Source organism: Sinorhizobium medicae, from assembly GCF_007827695.1.
GTDB lineage: Bacteria > Pseudomonadota > Alphaproteobacteria > Rhizobiales > Rhizobiaceae > Sinorhizobium > Sinorhizobium medicae.
The window spans coordinates 37,033-62,573 of sequence record NZ_VITA01000007.1; the positions used below are offsets into that span (position 1 = coordinate 37,033).

Below are 25,541 nucleotides of genomic sequence, written 5' to 3' on the forward strand. Positions count from 1 at the left end.
TTTCGGGCGAGCGCGTTTGATCGCAATTGCTGGACTGCAGGAAGATGCTACGCCGGGTTTCGGCTATGCGCCGCCGCTACTTCGCGCCCGCTTCTTTTCCGTAGGCGGCCAGGAAAACGCGAATGGCGGATCTGACGTTCTTTTCGATGCTTTCGTCCGAAACCGAATCGCACATGCCGAAGAGGCGGCCCTTGAACATTCCCGCCATGGCGAGATCGATGAACTGCTTTGCGGCTGTTTCCGTGTCTTCGATCGAGAGCGTGCCTGCAGACACCTGCTGGTCGAAATAGGCCTTGAGGACGGTGTAGCCGTTCTCCGGCGTTGCCGTGAAGAAGCGCTGCGCCAGCCGCGGCATCCGGTCGATCACGCCGAGTACCGTCCGCATCGCGCGGATCGTGTAATCCGACGTGATGCTCGTCACAAGCTTCACGCCGAAAGCATGAAGCGCCTCTTCGACGGGCTCATTGCCGTTCAAGGATTGCTTGACGCTGTTGACGATGATGTTCCGCTCGCGCGCGATGAGCGCCGTGAACAGGTCTTCCTTGTTTTCGAAATAGACGTAAAGCGTGCCCTTCGAGACGCCGGCCTCGCGGGTGATGTCGTTCATGCTGGCCGCGTCGAAACTGCTTCGCATGAAAACGCGTTTGGCGCCGTCGAGGATCTGCTCGCGTTTTACCGGATCCGCGCCGGCGGCCCGGCGCCCCCCGCCCGACGGGTGTTCCTGCTGATCATGCAGGGAATTTTCATGCTCTGCGTCTGTCACTGGGGCCATGGCTGTTGGACGTATCCACTCCTTTGATCAGGTAGCGTCGACCTGAACGGTTTGCAATCCAGGGCGAATGACGCGGTCGATTCCAGTAAGAATAGCGGGCGCCGGGCGGCACGCACGATTTTTCTTCGACCTTGCTTCATCAATCGAACCAACCGGTTCGATTTGCCCTTGATATGCGGCGCGAAAGGCATTATGTCAAGATCCATCGAACCGAACGGTTCAGTTCAATCTCAACCCGAATTGGTGGTCCATGTCCGCTCCCAGCTCATCCAGCGCTGCCCGTGTCCGTCCCGTCGGCGACGATTTCGAAGTCGTGGACGATCAGAAGGCCGAGGCCAAGAGCCCCTCGACCGACGCCGCTACCGATGAGCAGGCGGGCGAGCAGATCGCTACACCTCCTAAAAAACGTCGCAAGATCCTTCCGGTTCTGGGCATCGTGCTCCTCGGTGCCGCCGCCTGGTACGGCTATGATTGGTGGACCAATGGGCGCTTCCTGGTCTCGACCGACGACGCGTACATAGAAGGCGACATTGCGACGATCTCGCCGAAGGTTTCCGGCTATATTGCCAAGGTCGACGTCGTCGCCAACCAGCATGTGAAGGCCGGCGACCCGCTCGTCACGCTCGACGACGGCGATTACCGCATCGCGGCGGAGCAGGCGGAGGCGCAGATCGCCACACAGAAGCTGGCGCTCAGCCGTTTCGACGCACAGATCGCCGGGGCGAAGGCGAGCCTTACTCAAACCGAAGCGCAGAAGAAGGCGCTCGAGGCGACGGTGCGCGGCGCGGAACTGGCACAGAGGCGCGCCAGCGAACTGCAGTCGAAGTCATTCGGTACGGATGCTTCTCTCGACAGCGCCCAGGTGGCGCTCGATCAAGCCCGTGCAAATCTCGCCGGCGCCGAGGCCAATATCGCGGCTGCCAAGGCCAACATCACCGTGCTCGAGGCCCAGCGCAACGAGGCTGAAAGCACGATCCATTCGCTGGAGCTTGCCCGCGACAAGGCAAGTCGCGATCTGGGCTTCACCGTGCTCAAGGCACCCTATGACGGCGTGATAGGCAACGTCGCGGTCCAGGTCGGCGATCTCGTTTCGGCAGGCCAGCGGCTCGCCGCGCTCGTGCCCACCGATCAGCTCTATATCGACGCCAACTTCAAGGAGACGCAGATCGCGCATCTGGTGCCGGGTTCCAAGGTTGAGATCCATGTGGACGCCTATGAGGATCGCCCGATCGAAGGCACCGTGGCATCGATCTCGCCGGCCTCCGGCTCGGTCTTCTCGCTGCTGCCCGCCGAAAACGCGACGGGCAACTTCACCAAGGTCATCCAGCGCGTTCCGGTGCGCATTACCTTGCCGGCCGACGTGCTGGCCGAGGGACATCTGCGCGCGGGTCTGAGCGTAGTCGTAGACGTCGATACACGCACTGCACCGGAACAGTCGAAGCTCGCTCAGGCGAAGTAAAAAGGGCTGCAGGCCTGAGGAGTGGCGGAAATGGCCGCAACGGCAATAGCGGGCGCTGCTGCGCCGAGCCTACCGAAAGCCGAGGAGCATATGGATCCGCGGCGGCTCATCGCCTTCTTCGCGATGGTCGTCGGCATGTTCATGGCGATCCTCGACATCCAGATCGTCTCCGCCTCGCTCGCCGAAATCCAGGCGGGTCTTTCTGCCGGGTCCGACGAGATCGGCTGGGTCCAGACGTCCTACCTGATTGCGGAAGTCATCATGATCCCGCTCTCGGGCACGCTGGCCCGCATCGTCTCGACGCGGGTGCTCTTCTCCGTGGCTGCCGCCGGTTTTACGGCAGCCAGCGCCCTTGCGGCTACCGCCACCAATATCGAGCAGATGATCGCCTACCGGGCGATTCAGGGCTTTATCGGCGGCGGCATGATCCCGTCGGTCTTTGCCGCGGCCTTCACCATCTTCCCGCCCTCGAAGCGAAACGTCGTCTCGCCGATCATCGGTCTCATCGCGACGCTGGCGCCGACCATCGGCCCGACGGTCGGCGGCTATCTCAGCCATGCCTTCTCCTGGCACTGGCTGTTTCTCGTCAACGTCATCCCCGGCATCATCGTCGCGACGGTTACCTGGTTCTTCATCGACTTCGACAAGCCGGAACTCGGATTGATCAAGAAATTCGACTGGTGGGGACTTCTCGCCATGGCGATCTTCCTCGGCTCGCTCGAATATGTTCTGGAGGAAGGCAACGCCAACGACTGGTTCAACGACGAGCATATCGTCACGGGCGCCGTTGCCACCACGGTCGCCGCCGTCATTTTCTTCTACCGGGCGTTCAAGGTCGATTTCCCGGTTGTCGATCTCAAGGCCTTTGCCAACCGCAACTTCGCCTTCGGCTCGCTCTTCTCCTTCGTGATGGGGATCGGCCTCTACGGTCTCACCTATCTCTATCCGCTCTATCTCGGGCGCATTCGCGGCTACGATTCGCTGATGATCGGCGAGACCATGTTCGTCTCGGGCCTCGCAATGTTCGTCACGGCGCCGGTCGCGGGCTTTCTCTCCGGCCGAATGGATCCGCGGGCGATGATGACGATCGGCTTTGCCGGTTTTGCCGCGGGCACATGGCTGATGAGCCAGATGACTGCCGACTGGGATTTCTGGGAACTGCTCGTCCCGCAGATCCTGCGCGGCTGCTCGCTGATGCTATGCATGGTGCCGATCAACAATATCGCGCTCGGCACCCTGCCGCCGGCGCGCATCCGCAACGCGTCGGGCCTCTACAATCTGACGCGCAATCTCGGAGGCGCCGTTGGGCTTGCGGTCATCAACACTATTCTCACGCAGCGCCAGGATTTTCACTACGCACGCCTTGCCGAACACGTGGAATGGGGTAATCCGGAGGCAGTTGAGCGGATGAGAAACATCGCCTCGACGTTCACCGCGCACGGCCTCGACGGAACCACGGCCGCGGTCAAGCAACTGGCGGCGATGGTTCAGCAGCAGGCAGTGATCATGTCCTTCATCGACGTGTTCGTATTGCTGACGTTCCTGTTCCTGTCGATGATCGCCGGCGTTCTGATGATCGCGAAACCGCAAGCGGCGGGTCCCGGAGGTGGCGGGCACTAGGTGTTTCGCGGCATGGAGAGCGGCGCCTCCGCCGCCGCGGTTTTTCCTTTTCCTTATGATCGTGATTCCGCATTTGCGGAACTCAGGATTTCCGGATTTCAGAGCGCAAACGCTGGTTGCTGCGAGAGCTCACCGCTGGGACGGTTTAGTGCCTGCCGGCCAAGTCCAGCACTTTCTCCTGGACAGGGTCTCGCCCCTCCGCATAAGCCCTGAAACTCAGCTCAACCGTGATTTCCGGCGCGATCGAAATACCGCGCGGGCCGAAGGCGACAGTCGCCCAATAGCAGTCGTCGATGTCGAAGCAGCCGGTCTCGTAGTCATGAAATTGCGGGCTGTAGCGAACAGCGATCCGGGAGTTTGGCAACTTGACATACTTGCCCTCGGACCAGAACTGGCCGCCGTCCCCCATCGGTTCGCCGATAAGGGTGACCTTGTCGCCTCCCTCTCCCTTGAGCATGGCGGCGGTCGTTATGCCAGCAGAGAAGGTTGCTCTCCCAACAAGCACGAACACACGTCCGTCGCGCGGCACAAGTCGAGGTATCGCCCGGGAAAACAGGATCGTGTTGAAGAAGTCGCCGCCATTGTTCAGGCGGAGGTCGACGATGATGTGCTTGGGCTGCATCGGCACGATTTTGTCGAGGACAACGCCGGCCAACTTGTCCGGCAGGGGCGTTTCGTCGATGCTTCTTGCCGTGTCGTTGCGGATGTAGAGCACCTTCATGTGATCATCGAGGAAGCGCGCCTGCACGTCGCTGCGCTTGCCGTAGATCGGCGGCAGCTCCTTGCGGCCGTCGAGCAGATGGCGCCAGCGTCCCGGCAAGTCCGGATCGTCGGGAATAAGCACGGAATAGCCCCTGTTCAGGCTTGCCTTGCGCTCATCGCCGGGATCTTCGCCTTTCATAGGCGCAAGCTCGACGATCTCCGTCCGTCCATCGTCAAACTGCAAGGTCAACGGAATGCGGTCCGTGCCGTCGACGGCGCCGATCCGCTCGAGGACGGCGGGCGCAACCAGATAGCCGGGCGAGAGAAAACGAATCCGCTGGTCCGTGCCGGGAAGGTAGGCACGCACCCGGTCGAGCGCTTCCTGCGTGGTCAGGGAGCCGATCCCGACGACGCGCGCGCCAAGCAACCGTTTGAAATCGGGGTGAGTCTTGACGATATAAAGCCCATCGGAAAACGTCCACACGCGCACGGGAAGGTCGGCGCCAAGCAACGTCCCGACATTGGCGTTGGTGTGTCCGTTGCGCGCGATGGCCACTGCTTTCATCACTTCAAGCGCGAACTCTTCCGGCGCCAGATTTTCCGCCGCAGACGCGGTCTCATCGACATGCCGGCCGAACTCCGCCCTCTGGCTGTCGCTGAAGCTTTTATCGAGCGGCGCCCATTTCTCTACTAAGAATGTAAGATCCTCTCGCATCTGGGCCGGCGTCAAAATAACATCAGCCGCCTGCGCAGAACCGGTAACAGCTAACGTGAGGGCCATCGCGGCAGTTCGAGGGATTGCGAGCCATCCTGGAGACATACGTGCTTTCCTCTGTCGTTCGCATCAGGCGGTTTTCGCCGCCACATTAATCATGACGATTGGGTTTGTGGGCTTCCGACAAGAGTGCGCAAAGAAATCCAGAAAGTCATTCAATGCGATTCCGCATCGGCGTGCGTCTGAGCCGGCATTGCGCCGGCACGAGGAAATACTCGATGACGATGATTTTCTGTCGGATCGACCTGAATCATGAACGTTATCGGTTCCAAAGAGTTAAACCGGGATTCGGCGCGCGCGCACGTTCTCCTCATCTCGCTCTGGGTAAAATGCCCCTCATCCGGCTGCCGCCACCTTCTCCCCCAGGGCGGAGCGGAGGGACAAGCGGCAAACGCCTGCCCACCACAGCTTTGGTGGATTTGGGCGAGAGGAATGGGCGTACTCGTCCCCTCTCCCCGCAAGCGGGGAGAGGTTAGGGTAAGGGGCGGATGCACAGCGAATATCGCCTCCTTTTACAGACTCCCAGATTTTTGATTTACGTACATCAAAAATTCCTCTAAGGGGTTTGCCGGGAGGAAGATATGCGACCGACAGTTCACGATATCGCGGCCGAGGCGGGCGTCAGTCTCGCCACCGTCGACCGGGTGTTGAACAACCGCCCGGGCGTGAGAAGCGTCACGCGTAACAGGGTGGAGCGCGCGATCGCCACGCTCGGCTACGTTCGCGACGTCGCCGCTGCCAATCTCGCCAAGAGTCGCAGCTATCCCCTGGTCTTCATTCTGCCCTCCGGCGAAAACGCCTTCATGCGCGGTCTCGAGTCCGAGTTGCGCTTCGCGATGTCGCGTTCTGCGGCCGAGCGGCTGGATATCACCATTCTTTCCGTTCCTGCCTTCGACGCGCCGGCGCTCGCCGCTGCCTTGCTCGACGCGCGCAAGCGCCGGCCCGCGGGCGTTGCCGTCGTCGCCGTCGAAGCGCCCGAAGTGACTGAGGCGGTGAAGCGGCTCTGCGAAGACGGTGTTTCCGTCGTTACGCTGGTGTCCGATCTGCCCGGATCCGGGCGCGATCATTTCGCCGGCGTCGATAACGTCGCGGCAGGTCGAACCGCCGGCAGCCTGTTAGGCCGCTTTCTGGGCGGCCGCGAAGGGCCCGTCGCGGTGCTTGCCGGTTCCATGCTGGTGCGCGACCACCGCGACCGGCTGGAGGGTTTCCGGGCAGTGACAAGCGAGGATTTCGCCTCCCGACAGGTTCTTCCGGTCATCGAGGGACAAGACAACCCGTTGCTCGTCGAGAAGCTCGTAGGCGCGCTGCTCGAGCGGAATCCCGACCTTGCCGGCATCTACAGCCTCGGTGCCGGCAATCGCGGGCTCATAGCCGCACTCGAAAAGGCAGGCAGGGCAAAATCCGTCTGTACAATCGCGCATGAATTGACCCCGCACAGCCGTGCAGCCCTTCTTTCCGGCACGATCGATGCGCTGCTCAATCAGAATGCGGGTCACGAAGTCAGGAGCGCCATCCGGGTGCTGAAAGCAAAGGCGGACGGGCTGCCCGTGATCGCGGCGCAGGAACGCATCCGCATCGATATTTTCCTGAAGGACAACCTGCCGCTCGAGCAGGAATAGGAGGACACCATGTATCTCGGACTGGATCTCGGCACTTCGGGAGTGAAGGCCATGCTGATGGACGAGGAGCAGCGGATCGTCGGCTCCGCGACCGGAGCGCTCGACGTCGACCGCCCGCATCCCGGCTGGTCGGAACAGAACCCGGCCGACTGGATCCGAGCCGCGGAGGAGGCGATAGCTCAGCTCAAGGCCGCGCATGCTGAAGCACTTGCCGCCGTCCGCGGGATCGGCCTCTCCGGCCAGATGCACGGTGCCACGCTGCTCGACGAAGGGGATGCGGTGCTGCGCCCGTGCATTCTGTGGAACGACACCCGCAGCTTCCGTGAGGCGGAGGCACTCGATGGCGACCCGCAATTCCGCGCGCTGACGGGCAATATCGTTTTCCCCGGCTTCACCGCTCCGAAACTCGCCTGGGTGCGCGAAAACGAGCCGGAGATTTTCGCCAGAGTCCGCTGGGTCTTGCTTCCGAAGGACTATCTGCGCCTCTGGTTGACCGGCGAGCACATGTCCGAAATGTCCGATTCCGCCGGCACCTCCTGGCTCGACACTGGCAAGCGCAAATGGTCGACAAGCCTGCTTGCCGCCACGCATCTCGAGGAACGCCAGATGCCGGAACTTGTCGAAGGAACCGATGCGGCCGGTACCGTGCGGCCCGAACTGGCAAGTCGCTGGGGCATGGGCTCCGGTGTTCTTGTGGCCGGCGGAGCCGGCGACAACGCGGCATCGGCCTGCGGCATGGGAACCGTCGGGGAGGGGCAGGCCTTTGTCTCACTCGGCACCTCCGGCGTGCTTTTCGCCGCAAATGCAAGCTATCTTCCCAATCCTGAAAGCGCCGTTCACGCCTTCTGCCATGCGCTGCCGAACACCTGGCATCAGATGGGCGTGATCCTTTCGGCGACGGACGCCCTGAACTGGCACTCCGGAGTTACGGGCCGGAGTGCGGCCGACCTTACCGGTGAGCTTGGCGAGAGCCTCAGAGCGCCGGGTTCCGCAACGTTTCTTCCCTATCTTTCCGGCGAGCGGACGCCGCACAACGACGCGGCCATTCGCGGTGCCTTTGTCGGGCTCGGCCATGAGAGCTCCCGCCCGCTATTGACGCAGGCGGTGCTCGAAGGCGTTTCCTTCGCGATCCGCGACAGCCTGGAGGCTCTGCGCGCGGCCGGCACGCAGCTTGAACGGGTCACCGCAATCGGCGGCGGTTCGCGGTCGCGCTACTGGCTGAAATCCATCGCGACCGCGCTGAACCTGCCGGTCGACTTGCCCGCGGACGGCGATTTCGGCGCCGCCTTCGGCGCGGCGCGGCTCGGCCTGATCGCTGCCGCCGACGCCGACCCGGTCGCGGTCTGCGCGGCGCCGGAGACGGCGGAAACAATCGCGCCCGAGGGACCGCTCGTGCAGGCTTATGAAGATGCCTATCAGCGCTATCGCCGGCTCTACCCGGCGTTAAAGGGAGCGATGTCGTGAGCGGCCGCAGACCATCCGGAGCCGACGCTTTCGCGCTCTCACGTCGGGATCTTGTCCAGAAAGCCGGTCACCCGCTTCAGCCGGTCGCCCTCGATGGTGGCGAAATCCGTCCCCTCGATCACCGACGTGCCGTCCGGCCCGAATATCCAGGAGAAGCGTATCATATCCGCGAAGCCGTCCGGTTTGCCATTGAGAGCGAAGCGGAAGCCCGGGAACTGGTGCTGGACGCCAGCGATCATCGTGGCGACAGCCTCGCGGCCATCGCCCTGCATGACCGGGTCGCGGTAGCCGATGTCGGCGGTGAAGGCCTGCTCGATGAGGACGTCGCGCCTTCCCGCATCGGTTTCGTTCCAGGCGGCGATGTAGGCTTCGGCAATCCGGTCGAGGTCGTGCATCGGAGTTTTCCTTCGGTTCGTGTTTCGACGCGTTCACTGTCGACGAACGAGGGAATGAAACCAATTACCTTCCACGTAATGCCGGGCTGCGCGAGACCCGGCGGCACCTATAATACATGAGAGGAGACTGTCGTGAGCACAGGATTTTTCGGCGATACCGCTAAGATCAAATATGAAGGTCCGGAAAGCACCAATCCGCTCGCCTTCCGCCATTACAACCCGGACGATGTCGTCCTCGGCAAGCGTATGGAAGACCATCTGCGCTTCGCCGTCGCCTATTGGCATAGCTTCGTCTGGCCGGGCGGCGATCCCTTCGGCGGGCAGACCTTCGAGCGGCCCTGGTTCAAGGACTCGATGGAGGCCGCGAAGCTGAAGGCGGACGTGGCCTTCGAATTCTTCCAATTGCTGGGCGCGCCATTCTACTGCTTCCACGACGCGGACGTTCGCCCCGAGGGGCGGAATTTTGCCGAGAACACGCGCAACCTCAACGACATCGTCGATTATTTCGCAAAGAAGCAGGACGAGTCCGGCGTCAAGTTGCTGTGGGGCACGGCCAACCTTTTTTCGAACCGCCGCTTCATGGCGGGGGCTGCGACGAACCCGGACCCGGATGTTTTCGCCTTCGCCGCGGCGACGGTTAAGACCTGCATCGACGCGACGCAGCGGCTCGGCGGCGAGAATTACGTGCTCTGGGGCGGGCGCGAGGGCTATGAGACCCTGCTCAACACCGACCTGAAGCGCGAGCTCGATCAGCTTGGCCGCTTTCTCAATCTGGTCGTCGAATACAAGCACAAGATCGGCTTCAAGGGTACGATCCTGATCGAGCCGAAGCCGCAGGAGCCGACCAAGCACCAGTACGACTACGATGTCGCGACCGTCTACGGCTTCCTCAAGAAATATGGTCTCGAGAATGAGGTTAAGCTCAATATCGAGCAGGGCCATGCGATCCTCGCCGGCCATTCCTTCGAGCACGAGCTGGCGCTTGCCAATGCCCTCGGTGTCTTCGGTTCGATCGACATGAACCGCAACGATTACCAGTCCGGATGGGATACCGACCAGTTCCCGAACAATGTTCCGGAAATGGCGCTCGCTTATTACCACGTCCTTGCGGGTGGCGGCTTCAAGACCGGTGGAACCAATTTCGACGCGAAGCTGCGCCGCCAGTCGATCGACCCCGAAGACCTGCTGATCGGCCATATCGGCGGGATGGATTGCTGCGCGCGCGGCCTCAAGGCCGCAGCGAAGATGATTGAGGACAAGGCACTCTCGGCGCCGCTCGAAGAGCGTTATGCCGGCTGGAACGAGCTGGAGGCGCAAAAGATGCTCCAGGGCGGCTTCTCGCTCGAGGAGATCGAGGCTCGGGTTCTGAAGGCGGACGTAAATCCGCAGCCGAAATCCGGGCGGCAGGAGCTCCTGGAAAACGTGGTCAACCGCTACGTCTGACGGGCGGGGGTAAGCCTTTTTCGCGAGGGGAGCAGAAGCCGATTGCCCCTCGCGAAGAATCTGCTAGCTTCTGGCGCCTGCAACGTTGCAGGTGTATCAGCCGCTGCGGAATTCGCGGGCCGGAAGCACTTGAAGTCAACGGTCGGCCGTAGTGCCGGCATATCGCACACCGCTCCATCAGGGAGGAAATTCTATGAAGACGATCAAAGGGCCGGGGCTGTTCCTTGCGCAATTCGCCGGCGATGCCGCACCTTTCAATTCCTGGGATTCGATCACCAAATGGGCAGCCGATTGCGGCTATAAAGGCGTGCAGGTCCCGAGCTGGGACGGGCGGCTGTTCGATCTGAAGAAGGCAGCCGAATCGAAAGCCTATTGTGACGAGATCGCCGGCAAGGCGCGCGACAACGGCGTGGAGATCACCGAACTTTCGACCCACCTCCAGGGCCAGCTCGTCGCGGCTCATCCGGCTTATGACGAGGCATTCGACGGTTTCGCCGTTCCGGAAGTGCGCGGCAACCCTAGGGCACGGCAGGAATGGGCGGTCGAGCAGGTAAAGCTGGCGCTGACGGCCTCGAAGAATCTTGGTCTCGATGCAATGGCAAGCTTTTCCGGCGCGCTGGCATGGCCCTTCGTCTATCCGTGGCCGCAGCGTCCGGCGGGCCTGGTGGAAACGGCCTTCGACGAACTCGCACGGCGGTGGAAGCCGATCCTTGACCATGCAGAGGATTGCGGCGTCGACGTGTGCTACGAGATCCATCCGGGCGAGGACCTGTATGACGGCATCACCTATGAGATGTTCCTTGAGCGTACCGGCAATCACGCCCGCGCCTGCATGCTCTACGACCCGTCACACTACGTGCTGCAGTGCCTGGACTATCTCGAGAATATCGACATCTACAAGGATCGGATCCGGATGTTCCACGTCAAGGACGCGGAGTTCAACCCGACCGGGCGCCAGGGCGTTTATGGCGGTTACCAGAGCTGGGTGAACCGGGCCGGCCGTTTCCGCTCGCTCGGCGATGGCCAGGTGGATTTCGGCGCGGTCTTTTCCAAGATGACGGCGAATGATTTTACCGGCTGGGCGGTGGTCGAGTGGGAATGCTGCCTCAAGCACCCGGAAGACGGCGCGCGCGAGGGGGCCGAGTTCGTGAAGGCGCATATCATCCGCGTCACCGAAAAGGCCTTTGACGATTTCGCCGACAGCGGCACCGACGAAGCCGCGAACCGGCGGATGCTGGGAATTTAGTCGATCAACTGTCCGCCCCTCACCCTCTTCCGCGCTTACGGGAGAGGGGACTTTCCCCGCCCTTCCGCTGGGGGAGGCATCGCCGCGACCTTCTCCCCGGTTGCGGGGAGAAGGTCGCGGCAGCGGGATGAGGGGAATTCCACGCGAAACATTCAAGGAGAGGAAGCAGAATGGCAATCGAGGGAAGCAGTACGGAAACGCGTCAGAAGCGGATCCGACTCGGCATGGTGGGCGGCGGCTCCGGCGCCTTTATCGGCGCGGTACATCGGATCGCCGCCAGGCTCGACGATCACTACGAGCTTGTTGCCGGCGCGCTCTCGTCGACGCCGGAGAAGGCCGAGGCCTCGGGTCGCGAACTCGGGCTCGACCCGTCGCGCGTCTATTCGGATTACAAGGAGATGGCGATTCGCGAGGCGAAGCTCAAGAACGGCATAGAAGCGGTCGCGATCGTCACGCCGAACCATGTACATTATGCGGCGGCAAAGGAGTTCCTGAAGCGCGGCATCCATGTCATCTGCGATAAGCCCCTGACCTCGACGCTCGCCGATGCGAAGAAGCTTAAGAAGGCGGCTGAGGAGAGCGAGGCGCTCTTCGTGCTCACGCATAATTATACCGGCTATCCGATGGTACGCCAGGCGCGCGAGATGATCGCCAATGGCGACATCGGAGCCGTCCGCCTCGTGCAGATGGAATATCCGCAGGACTGGCTGACCGAGAACATCGAGCAATCCGGTCAGAAGCAGGCCGCCTGGCGAACCGATCCGGCGCGTTCGGGCGCCGGCGGCTCGACCGGCGATATCGGCACGCATGCCTATAATCTCGGTTGCTTCGTTTCCGGGCTTGAACTCGAAGAGCTTTGCGCCGATCTCGACAGCTTCGTCGGCGGACGTCAGCTCGACGACAACGCCCATGTGCTGATGCGCTTCAAGGAAAAGGGCGGCGCGCGCGCCAAGGGGATGCTCTGGTGCAGCCAGGTGGCACCCGGCCACGAAAACGGCCTGATGGTACGTGTCTACGGCACGAAAGGCGGCCTTGAATGGACCCAGAAGGACCCGAACTACCTCTGGTACACGCCTTTCGGTGAGCCGAAGCGTCTGCTGACGCGCGCCGGCGCCGGGGCTTCGCCAGCGGCAGCACGCGTGTCGCGCATTCCTTCGGGCCATCCGGAAGGGTATCTGGAAGGCTTCGCCAACATCTATACGGAAGCGGCGCGGGCGATCTATGCCAAGCGCAATGGCGGGAAAGCGGACCCGGCTGTCGTCTATCCGACGCTCGACGACGGTATGAAGGGTATGATTTTCGTCGATGCCTGCGTGCGCTCGTCTCAACGCAACGGCGCCTGGATCAAGATCTGAACAATTCCGCGATGCGGAAAAGCGGGGTGCTCAGAACAGGATGAGGGAAAGTGCGCGGTTTTCCGCCCGCATCCCGCTCTATCTTCCTGGAATTGATCACGTTCATGTTTTTGGATCGACCCGACCTAAAAGCATGAACGTGATCGAGTGAGGGCGGGGATACCTCGCCCTTTTTTATTGACATTTGCCGCTGCGGGCTTAGGCCACGTCTACAGACGAGTGCGAGACCCGCAAAGGTCCGCTTCACTTGAATGGAACGCGGCCGTGCCTGGGTCCGGCTGCGCAAGACCATGAGGCCTGAACGATGATCGAAGCCAAGAAACTGGCAGAGCGCTTTCCCGGCGATTTTGTCTTCGGCGTTGCCACCGCATCCTTCCAGATCGAGGGAGCGAGCAAGGCGGATGGGCGCAAAGCCTCCATCTGGGATGCCTTCTCCAATATGCCGGGCCGTGTTTACGGACGCCATAATGGCGATGTCGCCTGCGACCATTACAACAGGCTGGAACAGGACCTCGACCTGATAAAGAGCCTTGGCGTCGGGGCCTATCGCTTCTCGATCGCCTGGCCGAGGATCGTTCCGGAGGGCACCGGCCCGATCAACGAGAAGGGGCTCGACTTCTACGATCGCCTCGTCGATGGGCTGAAGGCGCGCGGCATCAAGGCCTTCGCCACGCTCTATCACTGGGACCTGCCGCTGGCGCTGATGGGCGACGGCGGCTGGACGGCGCGCACGACGGCTTATGCCTATCAGCGCTACGCGAAAACGGTGGTTGCGCGTGTCGGCGACCGTCTCGACGCGGTGGCGACTTTCAACGAACCCTGGTGTTCAGTCTGGCTAGGCCATCTTTACGGCGTGCATGCGCCGGGTGAACGCAACATGGATGCGGCACTTGCCGCGCTGCACGTCACCAATCTCGCCCATGGGTTAGGCGTGTCCGCGATCCGTTCGGTAAGGGCGGACCTGCCGGTGGGCATCGTCATCAATGCCCATTCAATCTATGCCGGCAGCGGCAGCGCCGCGGACAAGGCCGCGGCCGAACGCGCCTTCGATTTCCACAACGGCGTTTTTTTCGGCCCTGTCTTCAAAGGCGAATATCCGGAGGGTTTCCTCTCGGCGCTTGGCGACCGCATGCCAGCAATCGAGGACGGCGACATGGAGACGATCGCCCAGCCGCTCGACTGGTGGGGGCTCAACTACTATACGCCGATGCGCGTTTCGGCAGACTCCGCGAAGGATTCAGAATACCCGGCGACCGTCAATGCGAAGCCCATGAGCGACGTGAAGACGGATATCGGCTGGGAAGTCTACGCTCCGGCGCTTGGCGCGTTGGTGGAGACGCTCAATGCCCGCTATGCGCTTCCCGACTGCTACATCACCGAGAACGGCGCCTGCTACAATATGGACGACGAGAATGGCGTCGTCGACGATCAGCCTCGGCTCGACTATATCTCGGACCATCTCGCAGTTGCCGCCGATCTCATCTCCAGGGGGTATCCTATGAAGGGCTATTTCGCCTGGAGCCTGATGGACAATTTCGAGTGGGCGGAGGGCTACAGGATGCGCTTCGGCATCGTTCACGTTGATTATGAAACTCAGGTCCGCACGATCAAGAAAAGCGGCCGCTGGTACGAAGCCCTGGCGAAGCAGTTCCCCAGGACAACCGTAAACAGGGAAGATGCCGCGCCACGGCGTTCTGTACAGAAAGAGTAGACTTTTGCGTCGCGTCTGGGGGCTTCGAAAAAACGTACCTGTAAATCGACGCGCTCGCGCGGCATAAGAACCAAATGCTCTTCGGCATGGCAGTCATGCCGGAGAGGCGTTGAACTGACCGGTTGGCCGATGACAGAGAGTTGCTCCCCATTTCGAATGCGTTGTCGAGTGCCCGTCTGACGCGGCGACGTTTTCTCCGTGCCGGCCCTATCTGATCACGGGCCGGAGTTTCGAATATCTGAGAGCATCATGTATCCTCCTATCGTTTTGATCCCTCCTGCGGGGACAACCGGACAATGACCCTTCCTCGCTCCGAGATATCGGCAGGCGATGCCTCTGTCGTCTTCGATGCTGTATCCAAGCGTTTTGCCGCCTCCGGCGGAAACGCGGCCTTCACTGCGCTCAACAATGTCAGCCTGACGGTGGCTCGTGGTTCGATCACAGGCATCATAGGTCGTTCCGGCGCCGGCAAATCGACCCTGATCCGGCTCGTCAACGGCCTCGAAAAGCCTTCGGGCGGCAAGGTGTTCGTTGACGGCGTCGATGTGGGCGAGCTGGACGAAGCGGGCCTGCGCGATCTCCGCCGCTCCGTGGGCATGATATTCCAGCATTTCAACCTGCTTTCCTCGCGTACCGTCTTCGGCAATGTCGCGCTGCCGCTCGAGATCGCCGGCATGGATCGGCGTGCGATCGAGCGGCGCGTGCGGCCGCTTCTCGACCTCGTCGGTCTTGCCGACAAGCACGGGCGCTATCCGGCGGAGCTTTCCGGCGGCCAGAAACAGCGCATCGGCATCGCCCGGGCGCTTGCGACCGAACCCAAGCTGTTGCTCTCGGACGAGGCGACCTCGGCGCTGGACCCGGAAACCACGCAGTCGATCCTGGAGCTTCTGAGGCGGATCAATGCGGAGCTGGGCCTTACCGTGCTGCTCATCACCCATGAGATGGAAGTCGTGAAAGCGGTTACTTCCGACGTGGCGGTGATCGACAAGGGTGAAATCGTGGAGCGCGGGCACACCTTTGATGTCTTCACCCATTCGAAGCACGAGACGACGCGGGCACTGCTTTCGGGCCTGGCGGGCTCGAAGCTGCCGGAAGCCGTGGGCCGAGGACTGAAGCCGGCTGCGGCCATTGGCGATCGCGCCGTGGTGCGCCTCACCTTTTTCGGGGCCGCCGCCGAGCGCCCGCTGATCTCGCAGCTCATCCAGTCGGTCGGTGCCGAGGTCAACATCATCGCCGGCACGATCGACGAGATCGGCGGCAAGCCCTACGGTTCGCTCGTCGTCGCCTATGGCGCCGACGCCGAAACCTCCGGCAAGGCGGAGAGGTTTTTCAGCGAGAATGGGCTGGTCACGGAGGTGCTCGGCTATGTCGCCTGATCTTCTTCTGCTCATCGCGAAGGCGACGCTGGACACGCTGCGCATGGTGGCGATCGCCGGCCTCGTCGGCTCGCTGATCGGTCTGCCCATCGGCATTTTCCTCGCGACCAGCGGCAGGGGCGAACTCTTTCCCGCACCCAATCTCAACCGGGCCGTGGGGCTGGTGGTGAACGCGACGCGCTCGACGCCCTTCATCATTCTTGTCGTTGCGATCATTCCGTTGACGCGCCTCATTACCGGTACGTCCATCGGCACCAAGGCGGCGATCGTGCCCCTGACGATCGCGACCATTCCGTTTTTTGCCCGCCTTGTCGAGGCGGCGATCCGCGACATCGACAAGGGGCTCATCGAGGCCGCGCGCGCAATGGGCGCGACCCCGATGCAGATCGTCTTCAAGGTCCTGCTTGCAGAAGCGCGGCCGGCGCTGACGCTGGCGCTCACCATGACGATCGTCAGTCTCATCGGCTATTCGGCGATGGTTGGTGCCGTCGGCGGCGGCGGTCTCGGCGATCTCGGTATCCGTTACGGATACCAGCGCTTCATGCCGGATGTGATGCTCGTCGTCGTCGTCGTGCTGATCGTGCTCGTACAGCTCGTACAGAGCGCCGGCGACCGCCTGGCGCGCCGCTTCGACAAGCGCAACCGCAAAACCTGATCTTCCCCAGAAACCAGCAGCACCAAGGAGAGACCTTCATGAAAAAGCTCATTCTCGCGGCGGCTCTTGCCGCGCTCACCGCCGGCACGGCACTCGCAGAGACGATCAAGGTCGGCGTAACCCCGGGCGAGCACGCCGAGATCATGGAGAAGGTGAAGGAAGTCGCCGCTCCGAAGGGCCTCGACATCGAGATACTCGAATTCTCCGACTACGTCGTTCCGAACCAGGCGCTGGCCGACGGCGACCTCAATGCCAATTCTTTCCAGCATCAGCCCTATCTCGACAACCAGATCGCCGACCGGGGCTTCGACATCGTCAGCGTTGGCCTGACCATCACCACGCCCATGGGTGTCTATTCGAATAAGGTGAAGAGCCTCGATGAACTGGAGGACGGCGCAACGGTCGCTATTCCCAACGATCCGACCAATGGCGGTCGCGCTCTCCTTGTTCTCGCGTCGAAGGGCCTGATCAAGGTCAATGCGGATGTCGGGCTGAAGGTCACGCCGGCCGACGTGACGGAAAATCCTAAGAACATCCAGTTTGCCGAGCTCGATGCGGCTCAACTGCCACGCTCGCTGGCCGATGTCGACGCAGCCGTGATCAACACCAACTACGCACTCGAGGCTGACCTTCACCCCAAGGAGGACGCGATTGCCATCGAGAGCGACAAGTCTCCCTACGCCAACGTCATCGCTGTGCGTGCAGCGGACAAGGACGCGCCCTGGGTGAAGACGCTGGTCGAAGCCTACCATGACGAGAAGATCAAGACCTTCATCGTCGAGCACTTCAAGGGCGCGCTCATACCGAGCTGGTGAAGATCGCGCAGGCGGGGAGAGGGGCAGAGCGGGTGAAGCTTTTCCCTTCGCCCCGCCTGCGGGGAAAAGGTCCCGGCAGGCGGATCAGGGACATCCACCGGGTGAGTCCGTCAGACTAGCTTCCGAGATGCCGCGCCCCGCGCTTCTTCGCAAGCACGATCTGCCTCTGTCGCTGACGATAACGCTCCCGATCCTCTTCGGTGCGGGTGTCGTGGCAGTTGACACAGGAGACGCCTTCCTCGTGAAGGGGCGAGCGGAGATCCTCGGTCGTCAGCGGCTGGCGGCAGGCATGGCAGAGCGTGTGCTCGCCCTCCTGCAGCCCGTGGGTGACGGACACGCGTTCATCGAAGACGAAGCAAGCACCTTCCCACAGGCTCTCTTCCGGCGGTATTTCCTCCAGATATTTGAGGATGCCGCCCTTGAGGTGATAGACCTCCTCGAAGCCTTGTTCCTTCATGAAGGCGGTGGCCTTCTCGCATCGGATGCCGCCGGTGCAGTACATGGCGATCTTGGGCTTGTTGTGCAGGCCGCTATTGTTGCGCACCCATTCGGGAAATTCGCGGAAGGTCTTTGTCTTCGGGTCGACGGCGCCCTGGAACACGCCAATGGCCGTTTCGTAGTCGTTGCGCGTGTCGATGACCAGCGTTTCCGGATCGGAGATCAGCGCGTTCCAGTCCTTCGGCTCCACATAGGTGCCGACCACCTTTTTGGGGTCGATGTTCTCGACGCCCATGGTGACGATCTCCTTCTTCAGGCGCACCTTCATGCGCAGGAACGGCATGGCCGAGGCCCGGCTCTCCTTGTGCACGAGATCGGCAAATTCAGGCTGCGCGCGAAGAAATGCAAGGACCGTCGCAATACCTTCTTCGCTGCCGGCGATTGTCCCGTTGATACCCTCATGCGCAAGAAGCAGCGTTCCCTTCACCCCATTGGCGTCGCAGATCGCCTGTAGCGGCTCGCGGAAATCGGCGAAGCGCGGGAAGGATATGAAATGGTAGAGCGCGGCCACCAGAAACTGGCCCGGCGTCTCCGGACGGCGCGATGTCGTGAGCATGTCGGTCATGCGGCACGCAAATACAGCTTTCGGGCGCCAAGTGCAATTGCGGCGATTCGCGGGTCAAGTCCGTCGGTCGCCGCGACCGTTCTATCGCCCTGCTTCCAGCCAGAGCAGTTCGAGAGTTCCGCTCTCCTTCCGCGGCCGGTCGAAAAAGACCTTCTCTGCGCGTTGCAGGGCCTCACGCCTAAGTTCGTCCTGCCGTGCGGCGACGCTGGAAAAAAGGTGTTCCTTACTGTTGCCTGCGAGGTCCGGCCGCTCGTTGACGAGGGCGACCAACGTGGCGATGTCATTCAGATGGCCGAGCACATCGGCCAACTCGCCGGCCTCCGCTCTCTTCGCCTGCATTGCCGACGGCCATGCTTCGCGCAGCAGAGCAAGGTGCATGCGGTAGTCCTGTGTGCTCTTGCGCAAGTCGTGGAACAGGATCGTATCGGAGCTTGCCGCACAGGCCGTTCTGGCGCGCCCGGCGCGGCGCAATGTCCGCCGCCAGCCCTTGGCAAGGCGGCGGGCGGACTTCCGCCTGCCATCTTGAAAGGAGACATGAGCGAGTGCGGAAAGCGCCTTTCGGCAATCGACGATGGTTGCCTCGATCTTTCGGTCGAGATCGCCTTCGCTTTCTGCAATCCGGTCGCGCCGGCTCGCCAGGATCGAGCAAATCTTGTCCAAAGCGAGCTGCTGCTCTTCGCTGGCCGCGTGCTCTCGCAGATAAACGGCATTTTCGACGAGCGCTGCCGCATCCCGGAATGTCGAGAGTTTGCGGGCCATGTCGCGGATGCGGGCGTTTTCCTGGCCCTGGAAGAGTGGCGCATCGTGGGCTACGAGCCGATAGAGCGAGCGCAGCCGCTTGAAACTCTTGCGCGCGTCGTGGATCGCCTCGTGGAGGCCATGGGGCTGATCCTCCAGCATTGCTATCGCGCGCTCTATCTGTTCGCCTCCCACAGCGCGGAAGTCCGCAGTAAAAGGGCGGCCCGGATTGAAGGCGAAGGTCATGCCTGCGCTTCCAGGAGCCCCTCGGTGGCAAGCGCTTGATTGGAGTAGCGGCGATCGCCGGTGATCTCACGCCCAAGCCAGGCCGGCAGGGTGGGGAGGTCCGTCTCCCGTTTCATTTCGACCTCGGCGACGGTCAGCCCTTCAAGCGCGCCTTCATAGACATCGACCTCCCAGGTGAAGCCCTTGTGCGGTATGCGGAAGCGGCGCTTCTCGATGACGATGCCGATCGCCTGCGTCAATAACTCGCGGGCGTCTTCGAGGGGCAAATCGTATTCGTACTCGTTGCGGACGAGCGCCGATTTGCTGATCTTGACGGTCAGCCGTGCCCGCTTGTTCCCGTGAATGCGCACGCGCACCGAGCGGTCTTCCATCGTCACGACATAGGCCTGGCGCAGCCTGACGCCCTTGTCCGCGTGCTGCCGCCAGCCATCGCTGGCGACCAGAAACTTGCGCTCAATCTCCTTTGCCATGGTTCTCCTGCCATTTCGAGAAGTCGGCCGCCACAGACTAGCGCTTAATCGAGATCGCTCAAGTCATCTCCCGCGGATCACGATGATTTTAAGTCGGGATCGATGCATCCCGCTCTCGTCCGAGTTCATCGGGGCACAAGCGCCATCATAGCTTTCAGGCTCGACAAGGGCGGATCGGCACGGTATGCGAGGTGCATTATTCAATCGTTTTAAAAGGACGATCGGCATGAGCGCGAAAACGGACAAGCTTCTATCCATCCTCAAGCTGCAGCCGGTGGTTCCGGTGCTGGTGATCGATGACGCGGCGTCGGCGGTTCCGCTCGCGCGAGCCCTGGTCGCCGGCGGCCTCAAGGCGATCGAGATCACCTTGCGCACACCGGCCGCGCTGGAAGCGATCCGCGCGGTTGCAGGAGAGGTGGAGGGCGCCGTGGCCGGAGCCGGGACCATCCTCAACGCGGCCCAGTTCGAAGAGGCTGTCACGGCCGGATCGCAGTTCATCGTAAGCCCCGGAACGACCCAGGAACTGATCGATGTCGCCAACGACCACGAGGTGCCGCTGCTTCCGGGCGCGGCCACGGCGAGCGAGGTCATGGGCCTGCGTGAGGAAGGCTACGGCGTAATGAAGTTCTTCCCCGCCGAGCAGGCCGGCGGTGCCGCCTATCTGAAGTCGCTCTCATCGCCGCTTGCCGGCACCTTGTTCTGCCCAACCGGCGGCATTTCGCTTGCCAATGCACGCGACTATCTGACGCTTCCGAACGTGGTGTGCGTCGGCGGCTCCTGGGTTGCGCCAAAGGATCTGGTCGCCCGAGGGGACTGGGTCGGTATCACGAAGCTGGCGGCCGAGGCCTTCGCGCTCAAGGGCTGAGGCCGGCCGGCACGCGATCGAGGACGGCTGTTGTCCGGCCGTTTCATTTTCCAAGCCGGTTTGTATTTCCGCGGTGCCGTTCCTATGTCTCAATCGGCCGACGAGGGAGCGGGGTGGGGCGTTCATGCCTGCCATCGCACGGATCGAAAAGGAGCAAGCCCGATGTTCGACGCGAAGAAATTGCTGGATCAGTTCCTAGGATCGCAGGTACCCGGTGCCGGAGGGACTGTCCGGGGCCGGGCGGATCAGGTGACCAAAGTCGCAAAGGACAATCCGCTTGCCAGCGGCGCGATCGCCGCGGTCCTGCTCGGCACGAAATCCGGACGCAAGCTCGCCGGCAATGCTGCCGTCCTCGGCGGTCTGGCAGCGATCGCCGGCCTCGGCTATCAGGCCTACAAGAACTATCAGTCGGGCAAGGAACCGGCGGCCGAGCCCGCCTCGCGCGCGCCGGCGCAATTGCCCGCGCCGCCCGCCGATTCCGGCTTCGCTGCGCCGGAAGCGCTGAGTGAGGACTTTGCGCTCGTTCTGGTGCGCGCCATGATCGCCGCAGCGCGCGCGGATGGCCATATCGACGCCTCCGAGCGCGGCCGCATCATGGACAAGCTTTCGGTCTCCGGTCTTTCCGCCGATGCGGCTGCCTTCCTTGAAGCGGAACTCGTCAATCCGATAGATCTCGACGCCATCGTCTCGGCCGGAAAGACTGAGGAGGAGCGAGTGGAGATCTATACCGCCTCTCGTCTCGCAATCGAGCCGGACGGTCGTGCCGAGCGCGGCTATCTCGACCTCCTTGCCGGCCGGCTTGGATTGGCCGATGCTCTTGTCGACCATATAGAGGCGACGGTTTCTGCGGCAAAGATTCCGGCTTGAAGCGTGTCATGAGCGGGCGGCGATCCGCCCGCTCATGGATGCATCACGAGATTGAATTTGTCACCGACCTGCGTCTGTCCTATGGCCGGATACAAATGCAACGCAGGAGCAGTTGATGCGTGATCTTGCCCACTGGAAAGGATGCCCGGCGCCGGAACCGGTGCGGATGGAAGGACGATACGTCCTCCTCGAGCCGTATGACCGGGCGGGACATCTCAGCGCCCTTTGGAACGACGCCTTCGGCGGGATGGCCATCAATCCTCTGCTGAAATATTTTTCGCAGGACGATTTTTCCGGCATCGAGGATTTCGACACCTGGCTTTCGACCGTTCAGCGGAAATCCGGTTGGGTCACCGAAGTCTTTCGGGATAAGGCGACCGGCAAGGTGGTCGGCATGGCGAACTACATGCGCGCGGATGCCGCAAACGGCGTCGTCGAGGTCGGCGGCGTCGCACATGGTTCTGCAATGGCGCGGTCACCGCTCTCGACCGAGGTGCATTATCTGATGGCGAAGCATGTCTTCGAGGATCTCGGCTATCGCCGCTATGAGTGGAAGTGCCATAGCGAAAACCAGGCGAGCCGCACGACGGCTGCGCGTCTCGGCTTCACCTTCGAGGGCATTTTCCGTCAGCACATGGTTTCGAAGGGCGGCAATCGCGACACGGCGTGGTTTTCGATTATCGATCGCGAATGGCCGCTCATCAGGTCCGCCTTCGAGCGCTGGCTTTCGCCTGAAAACTTTGATCACGGGGGGCGACAAAAGCGTCGGCTCGAAGAGATTCGCGCGGAGCTTGCGCAGGAGGAGCCAAGGTGAGCCCACGCGAGAAGGAAAGATCGCCCGCAGTCGCGGCCGCCATCATTCTGCTGGTGGTCGGCATAGGATTTTTCGCCTTGCCCTCGATCATGGTGAGGCTCGGCGACATATCGCCATGGCTTGCAGCCGGAGTCGGTGCGCTTTTCGTTATCAGCTTCTTCCTGATCTTCTGGCTGCGCGCCCGCTATCAGCGCCGGAAAGGTTTATAATCTCTGCACCGGACGCACGCTCATGCGCTGGCGCGCGATTTGCCCTCTCCTCGGGTGGCAAGCCGAGGACCGGACCAGCCCTCTCCCGTTTGCTGGCAGGGAGATGGTGCTTCAGCTTTGCAGCGCCGCGGCCAGGAGCACCAGCCCGAGTAACATGACGAGCAAGGCACCGGCGATCTCGATTCCGTTCGAAATCCGTGCCGCAGCCGAATCGTTCGAGGCGTAGCGCAGGGCGAAGCCCTTCGCGGTGACGGCCATGGTCGCTAGGATCGACACGGTGATCGCCGTGCCGATCGACATCGCGAAGACCGAAAGGACGCCGCCGAGATAGAGCCCGTTCAGGAGCGCGAAGGAAAGCACGATCAGCGCCCCTGAGCAGGGGCGCATGCCGACCGCGACGATCGCGGACCAGGCTTCGGTGAGCGCAAAACGGTCGCCCTTCAGAAGCGCCGGATCGGGCGCATGGGCGTGGCCGCAGGAGGAGCAGACCTCGCCCGGACCATGCGCGTGGTGGTGGTCGTGATGATGATGATGATCATGATCATCACGGGGATGAACGGCGGCCGGGGCGGGGGCCGGACGCAGCATCGACCGCAGCTTGCGGAAGACCAGCCAGCCGCCAAAGGCTGCGATCAGCGCATAGCTTGCGATTTCGAGCGCACGCGTGGCGTTCGTCATGCTGATGGACGAACCGCGCAGCACGAGATAGACGGCGCCGATCAGAAGGATGGCGACCACGCCCTGTAGGATCGAGGAGAGAAACGAGAGGAGCACGCCCCTCTTCAACTCGGTTTCATTGGCGATCATATAGGACGAAATGACGGCCTTACCGTGGCCGGGTCCCGCCGCATGAAAGACGCCATAGGCAAAGGAAAGGCCGATCAAGGACCAGAGTTGCCACGGGTTCTCACGCATGCCCTTGAGCGAGTCGGTCAGCATCCGGTAGAAGCCCTGCTGCTCCATGTTCACCCAGGCAAAGAAACCGCCGAGGAAGCCCGTCGTCCGGATTGAGGGCTCGGCAGTGCCTATGCCGAGCGGCGACTGGGCGGCGGCGAAGGTTGCGGAAAGGGCCGTCAACAGGAGCGCAGTCGCTAGCAGGCGGCCGGCACTGCGGGCAATCAGCATGTAATCTCGATCCTGGTTGCAAAGAGCTTCGACATGTCCGTGCCGGTCGGGTCGCTCCAGAAGGCGTCGGTCAACGTATCCTTGTTTTCCGCCAGCACCTCGTCAGGATCGGGCCGCACGACCTGATGATCGCACGCTTCGATCGTGTCGCCGACGACGGAGAGGTCTTCGTCCGTCGGGAAATCCATAGCGGTATACATGGTTGGGTCATAGACGCCGAAGGAGAGCTTGCCTTTGAGAGGCATGGTCTCGGCCGGCTTCACTGCGAAGATCATCAGGAGCTGGTTGTCCTTGTAATCGACCGTGATGCTGTCCGGTTTGCTGACCTTCACCGATTTGCCATTGTCGGAGATCGACGTGTAATAGTTGTACTCAGCGAGCGAATCGAGGACCGTCTGGCCGACTTCCTTCAATTCATCCGGGTCGAGCGTGGCGTTCGAGTTCTTGTCGAAGTCGAGAACGACACTGGCCGAAAACAGCTCGTCGAAGCGCCAGACATTCCTCAGTTCCCCGATCTCGCCCTTGTCGTCGGAGACGATCTCCAGCCGAGCCTCCGCGAAAATATGCGGGTGGGCGCGGGCGAGCATCGGCGCGAGGAGGGTGGCGAGGCCGGCCATGACGAGGCGTCGTGTGTTCATGAAAACGGAAATCCTTTCGGCCGGAGCCGTGCGAATCGTCTTCCGAATGTACCGTAAATGAGACGGAATTGGGACTTGCGGCGCATGGTTTTCATCGGGGTCGTAAAGGTTTGCGGTCTCATCAGCGGGTGCTGCGGAACCAGTTGTGGAGAAAATCGACGAAGGTGCGAACCTTGGTCGGCAGGTAGCGGCGATGCGGATAAATCGCATAGATGCCGCGGTCCTTGGGCAGGAAATCGTCGAAGAGGGTGACGAGCTCGCCGGACGCGATCTTCGGGCGGGCGATGAAATCGGGAAGGACTGCCACCCCGATGCCTGTCACGGCGGCGCGTGCCGCGCCAAGCGGGCTGTTGACTTCGATCTGTCCGCTCACGGATACCGTGAAGGGCGAACCGTCCTTTTCGACGAAACGCCAGCTAGAATAGGACCGGCCGTTGGTGTCGAGGATACATGGGAGTTTTGAAAGCTCACTTGGATGTATGAGAGGGTCGGCCCTGGATATGAAATCCGGCGATGCGCAGACCAGCACCTGGAAGTCATCGAGCTTGCGGGCGATCAGCGTCGAATCCTCCAGTCGGGTGATGCGGATGGCGACATCGAAACTCTCCTCGACGAGGTCGACGAACCGGTCGTCGGAGACGATTTCGAGCGAAAGTTCGGGGTGCTCCTTGCCGAAGTCTATCAGCGACTGGCCGATATCCGCGTCCACGAAGGTCCTCGGTACGGTGATTCGGAGTCTGCCCTTGAGATCGGAATTACTGGCGCGCACAAGATCGGCGAGGTTGTCGATCTCCTTCAGGATCTCCGATGCGCTGCGGTAATAGGTGTGGCCGGCCTCGGTCAGCGAGAATTGGCGCGTCGTGCGGTTCAAGAGCAGCGCGCCGAGCTCGTCCTCGAGTTCGCGCACATATTTCGACAGGAGCGCCTTGGATTTGCCGATCCGCCGGGCCGCTGCCGAAAAGCCTTCCGCGTCCACGACGTCGATGAAAGCGCGGATGCGGGTCAAGGTATCCATGATTCGTCTTTCTCTGTGCATTCCGGCCGCATCAGCGGTCTTCCTGCGATTGTTCAGCGAAAGTGAACACCGGCGCTCTGGCCG

The 25,541-nt window shown here is 62.0% G+C and carries 24 protein-coding genes; 15 read left to right on the forward strand and 9 right to left on the reverse strand.

Annotated elements, in window-relative coordinates; all coding sequences use genetic code 11:
• Positions 1–76: 76 nt before the first annotated feature.
• A complete protein-coding gene (locus FB009_RS13780) occupies positions 77–772 on the reverse strand; it encodes a TetR/AcrR family transcriptional regulator (RefSeq protein WP_012067011.1) in 696 nt (231 codons plus the stop codon).
• 250 nt (positions 773–1,022) lie between these two features.
• Here FB009_RS13780 and FB009_RS13785 point away from each other — a divergent pair, with 250 nt between their 5' ends.
• Complete coding sequence (locus FB009_RS13785; RefSeq protein ID WP_012067010.1) at positions 1,023–2,231, forward strand: HlyD family secretion protein; 1,209 nt, start codon at positions 1,023–1,025, stop codon at positions 2,229–2,231.
• Positions 2,232–2,261: 30 nt separating this feature from the next.
• The gene (locus FB009_RS13790; RefSeq protein ID WP_145161632.1) at positions 2,262–3,851 is read left to right on the forward strand and encodes a DHA2 family efflux MFS transporter permease subunit; all 1,590 of its coding nucleotides are present in this window, start codon (positions 2,262–2,264) and stop codon (positions 3,849–3,851) included.
• Positions 3,852–3,996: 145 nt separating this feature from the next.
• On the opposite strand, the gene FB009_RS13795 is transcribed toward FB009_RS13790, so the two are convergent.
• Positions 3,997–5,334 carry a S41 family peptidase gene (locus tag FB009_RS13795; RefSeq protein WP_234705056.1) on the reverse strand — a complete coding sequence of 446 codons (1,338 nt, stop codon included), beginning with the start codon at positions 5,332–5,334 and terminating at the stop codon, positions 3,997–3,999.
• A gap of 575 nt (positions 5,335–5,909) precedes the next feature.
• Here FB009_RS13795 and FB009_RS13800 point away from each other — a divergent pair.
• On the forward strand, positions 5,910–6,947 hold the full coding sequence (locus FB009_RS13800) for a LacI family DNA-binding transcriptional regulator (protein WP_012067007.1): 1,038 nt from the start codon (positions 5,910–5,912) through the stop codon (positions 6,945–6,947).
• Between the two features lie 9 nt (positions 6,948–6,956).
• Entirely contained in the window at positions 6,957–8,411 is a 1,455-nt protein-coding gene (gene xylB / locus FB009_RS13805) for a xylulokinase (protein ID WP_012067006.1), read from the forward strand.
• Between the two features lie 38 nt (positions 8,412–8,449).
• On the opposite strand, the gene FB009_RS13810 is transcribed toward xylB, so the two are convergent.
• Entirely contained in the window at positions 8,450–8,806 is a 357-nt protein-coding gene (locus FB009_RS13810) for a nuclear transport factor 2 family protein (protein ID WP_012067005.1), read from the reverse strand.
• Between the two features lie 132 nt (positions 8,807–8,938).
• On the opposite strand from FB009_RS13810, the gene xylA reads away from it, so the two are divergent.
• From xylA to FB009_RS13850, 7 genes are all read left to right on the forward strand, one after another.
• Positions 8,939–10,249: a xylose isomerase gene (gene xylA / locus FB009_RS13815; protein ID WP_012067004.1), complete on the forward strand. Its 1,311-nt coding sequence runs from the start codon at positions 8,939–8,941 to the stop codon at positions 10,247–10,249.
• Between the two features lie 193 nt (positions 10,250–10,442).
• Positions 10,443–11,495 carry a sugar phosphate isomerase/epimerase family protein gene (locus FB009_RS13820; RefSeq protein WP_012067003.1) on the forward strand — a complete coding sequence of 351 codons (1,053 nt, stop codon included), beginning with the start codon at positions 10,443–10,445 and terminating at the stop codon, positions 11,493–11,495.
• 170 nt (positions 11,496–11,665) lie between these two features.
• Positions 11,666–12,850, forward strand: a complete 1,185-nt coding sequence (locus tag FB009_RS13825; RefSeq protein ID WP_012067002.1) for a Gfo/Idh/MocA family protein — start codon at positions 11,666–11,668, stop codon at positions 12,848–12,850.
• Positions 12,851–13,154: 304 nt separating this feature from the next.
• Entirely contained in the window at positions 13,155–14,561 is a 1,407-nt protein-coding gene (locus tag FB009_RS13835) for a GH1 family beta-glucosidase (RefSeq protein WP_012067001.1), read from the forward strand.
• Positions 14,562–14,857: 296 nt separating this feature from the next.
• Positions 14,858–15,937 carry a methionine ABC transporter ATP-binding protein gene (locus FB009_RS13840; protein WP_012067000.1) on the forward strand — a complete coding sequence of 360 codons (1,080 nt, stop codon included), beginning with the start codon at positions 14,858–14,860 and terminating at the stop codon, positions 15,935–15,937.
• The gene (locus tag FB009_RS13845) at positions 15,927–16,592 is read left to right on the forward strand and encodes a methionine ABC transporter permease (protein ID WP_012066999.1); all 666 of its coding nucleotides are present in this window, start codon (positions 15,927–15,929) and stop codon (positions 16,590–16,592) included. Before FB009_RS13840 ends, FB009_RS13845 begins: the two co-directional genes overlap by 11 nt.
• A 38-nt stretch (positions 16,593–16,630) precedes the next feature.
• Entirely contained in the window at positions 16,631–17,407 is a 777-nt protein-coding gene (locus FB009_RS13850; RefSeq protein ID WP_012066998.1) for a MetQ/NlpA family ABC transporter substrate-binding protein, read from the forward strand.
• Positions 17,408–17,522: 115 nt separating this feature from the next.
• On the opposite strand, the gene trhO is transcribed toward FB009_RS13850, so the two are convergent.
• The 3 genes from trhO to FB009_RS13870 all read right to left on the reverse strand — a co-directional run bounded on the left by trhO (position 17,523) and on the right by FB009_RS13870 (position 19,924).
• Positions 17,523–18,470, reverse strand: coding sequence for an oxygen-dependent tRNA uridine(34) hydroxylase TrhO (gene trhO, locus FB009_RS13860; protein WP_012066997.1), 948 nt, complete (start codon positions 18,468–18,470; stop codon positions 17,523–17,525).
• An 81-nt stretch (positions 18,471–18,551) separates the two neighbouring features.
• A complete protein-coding gene (locus tag FB009_RS13865) occupies positions 18,552–19,454 on the reverse strand; it encodes a CHAD domain-containing protein (protein WP_012066996.1) in 903 nt (300 codons plus the stop codon).
• The gene (locus tag FB009_RS13870) at positions 19,451–19,924 is read right to left on the reverse strand and encodes a CYTH domain-containing protein (protein WP_012066995.1); all 474 of its coding nucleotides are present in this window, start codon (positions 19,922–19,924) and stop codon (positions 19,451–19,453) included. The genes FB009_RS13865 and FB009_RS13870 overlap by 4 nt, the downstream gene beginning before the upstream one ends.
• Before the next feature lie 226 nt (positions 19,925–20,150).
• Between FB009_RS13870 and FB009_RS13875 the strand changes: the two genes are divergently transcribed.
• The 4 genes from FB009_RS13875 to FB009_RS13890 all read left to right on the forward strand — a co-directional run bounded on the left by FB009_RS13875 (position 20,151) and on the right by FB009_RS13890 (position 22,679).
• On the forward strand, positions 20,151–20,789 hold the full coding sequence (locus FB009_RS13875) for a 2-dehydro-3-deoxy-phosphogluconate aldolase (protein WP_012066994.1): 639 nt from the start codon (positions 20,151–20,153) through the stop codon (positions 20,787–20,789).
• 162 nt (positions 20,790–20,951) lie between these two features.
• Complete coding sequence (locus FB009_RS13880) at positions 20,952–21,656, forward strand: tellurite resistance TerB family protein (protein WP_024311009.1); 705 nt, start codon at positions 20,952–20,954, stop codon at positions 21,654–21,656.
• Positions 21,657–21,771: 115 nt separating this feature from the next.
• The gene (locus FB009_RS13885) at positions 21,772–22,470 is read left to right on the forward strand and encodes a GNAT family N-acetyltransferase (protein ID WP_012066992.1); all 699 of its coding nucleotides are present in this window, start codon (positions 21,772–21,774) and stop codon (positions 22,468–22,470) included.
• Positions 22,467–22,679 carry a hypothetical protein gene (locus FB009_RS13890; RefSeq protein WP_012066991.1) on the forward strand — a complete coding sequence of 71 codons (213 nt, stop codon included), beginning with the start codon at positions 22,467–22,469 and terminating at the stop codon, positions 22,677–22,679. Before FB009_RS13885 ends, FB009_RS13890 begins: the two co-directional genes overlap by 4 nt.
• A gap of 111 nt (positions 22,680–22,790) precedes the next feature.
• Here the strand turns inward: FB009_RS13890 and FB009_RS13895 are convergent, their stop codons facing one another.
• From FB009_RS13895 to FB009_RS13905, 3 genes are all read right to left on the reverse strand, one after another.
• Positions 22,791–23,804: a nickel/cobalt transporter gene (locus FB009_RS13895; protein ID WP_012066990.1), complete on the reverse strand. Its 1,014-nt coding sequence runs from the start codon at positions 23,802–23,804 to the stop codon at positions 22,791–22,793.
• Positions 23,798–24,442 (reverse strand): DUF1007 family protein, encoded by a 645-nt coding sequence (locus FB009_RS13900; RefSeq protein WP_012066989.1) that lies wholly within the window; start codon positions 24,440–24,442, stop codon positions 23,798–23,800. Before FB009_RS13900 ends, FB009_RS13895 begins: the two co-directional genes overlap by 7 nt.
• A gap of 121 nt (positions 24,443–24,563) precedes the next feature.
• The gene (locus tag FB009_RS13905; protein ID WP_018011700.1) at positions 24,564–25,457 is read right to left on the reverse strand and encodes a LysR family transcriptional regulator; all 894 of its coding nucleotides are present in this window, start codon (positions 25,455–25,457) and stop codon (positions 24,564–24,566) included.
• Positions 25,458–25,541: the final 84 nt, after the last annotated feature.

What these genes read in the sequence shown, in the direction of transcription:
- FB009_RS13780 (WP_012067011.1), bottom strand. Translation starts at nt 772, where the DNA reads ATGGCCCCAGTGACAGACGCAGAGCATGAAAATTCCCTGCATGATCAG.
- FB009_RS13785 (WP_012067010.1), top strand. Translation starts at nt 1,023, where the DNA reads ATGTCCGCTCCCAGCTCATCCAGCGCTGCCCGTGTCCGTCCCGTCGGC.
- FB009_RS13790 (WP_145161632.1), top strand. Translation starts at nt 2,262, where the DNA reads ATGGCCGCAACGGCAATAGCGGGCGCTGCTGCGCCGAGCCTACCGAAA.
- FB009_RS13795 (WP_234705056.1), bottom strand. Translation starts at nt 5,334, where the DNA reads ATGGCCCTCACGTTAGCTGTTACCGGTTCTGCGCAGGCGGCTGATGTT.
- FB009_RS13800 (WP_012067007.1), top strand. Translation starts at nt 5,910, where the DNA reads ATGCGACCGACAGTTCACGATATCGCGGCCGAGGCGGGCGTCAGTCTC.
- xylB (WP_012067006.1), top strand. Translation starts at nt 6,957, where the DNA reads ATGTATCTCGGACTGGATCTCGGCACTTCGGGAGTGAAGGCCATGCTG.
- FB009_RS13810 (WP_012067005.1), bottom strand. Translation starts at nt 8,806, where the DNA reads ATGCACGACCTCGACCGGATTGCCGAAGCCTACATCGCCGCCTGGAAC.
- FB009_RS13820 (WP_012067003.1), top strand. Translation starts at nt 10,443, where the DNA reads ATGAAGACGATCAAAGGGCCGGGGCTGTTCCTTGCGCAATTCGCCGGC.
- FB009_RS13825 (WP_012067002.1), top strand. Translation starts at nt 11,666, where the DNA reads ATGGCAATCGAGGGAAGCAGTACGGAAACGCGTCAGAAGCGGATCCGA.
- FB009_RS13835 (WP_012067001.1), top strand. Translation starts at nt 13,155, where the DNA reads ATGATCGAAGCCAAGAAACTGGCAGAGCGCTTTCCCGGCGATTTTGTC.
- FB009_RS13840 (WP_012067000.1), top strand. Translation starts at nt 14,858, where the DNA reads ATGACCCTTCCTCGCTCCGAGATATCGGCAGGCGATGCCTCTGTCGTC.
- FB009_RS13845 (WP_012066999.1), top strand. Translation starts at nt 15,927, where the DNA reads ATGTCGCCTGATCTTCTTCTGCTCATCGCGAAGGCGACGCTGGACACG.
- FB009_RS13850 (WP_012066998.1), top strand. Translation starts at nt 16,631, where the DNA reads ATGAAAAAGCTCATTCTCGCGGCGGCTCTTGCCGCGCTCACCGCCGGC.
- trhO (WP_012066997.1), bottom strand. Translation starts at nt 18,470, where the DNA reads ATGACCGACATGCTCACGACATCGCGCCGTCCGGAGACGCCGGGCCAG.
- FB009_RS13865 (WP_012066996.1), bottom strand. Translation starts at nt 19,454, where the DNA reads ATGACCTTCGCCTTCAATCCGGGCCGCCCTTTTACTGCGGACTTCCGC.
- FB009_RS13870 (WP_012066995.1), bottom strand. Translation starts at nt 19,924, where the DNA reads ATGGCAAAGGAGATTGAGCGCAAGTTTCTGGTCGCCAGCGATGGCTGG.
- FB009_RS13875 (WP_012066994.1), top strand. Translation starts at nt 20,151, where the DNA reads ATGAGCGCGAAAACGGACAAGCTTCTATCCATCCTCAAGCTGCAGCCG.
- FB009_RS13880 (WP_024311009.1), top strand. Translation starts at nt 20,952, where the DNA reads ATGTTCGACGCGAAGAAATTGCTGGATCAGTTCCTAGGATCGCAGGTA.
- FB009_RS13885 (WP_012066992.1), top strand. Translation starts at nt 21,772, where the DNA reads ATGCGTGATCTTGCCCACTGGAAAGGATGCCCGGCGCCGGAACCGGTG.
- FB009_RS13895 (WP_012066990.1), bottom strand. Translation starts at nt 23,804, where the DNA reads ATGCTGATTGCCCGCAGTGCCGGCCGCCTGCTAGCGACTGCGCTCCTG.
- FB009_RS13900 (WP_012066989.1), bottom strand. Translation starts at nt 24,442, where the DNA reads ATGAACACACGACGCCTCGTCATGGCCGGCCTCGCCACCCTCCTCGCG.
- FB009_RS13905 (WP_018011700.1), bottom strand. Translation starts at nt 25,457, where the DNA reads ATGGATACCTTGACCCGCATCCGCGCTTTCATCGACGTCGTGGACGCG.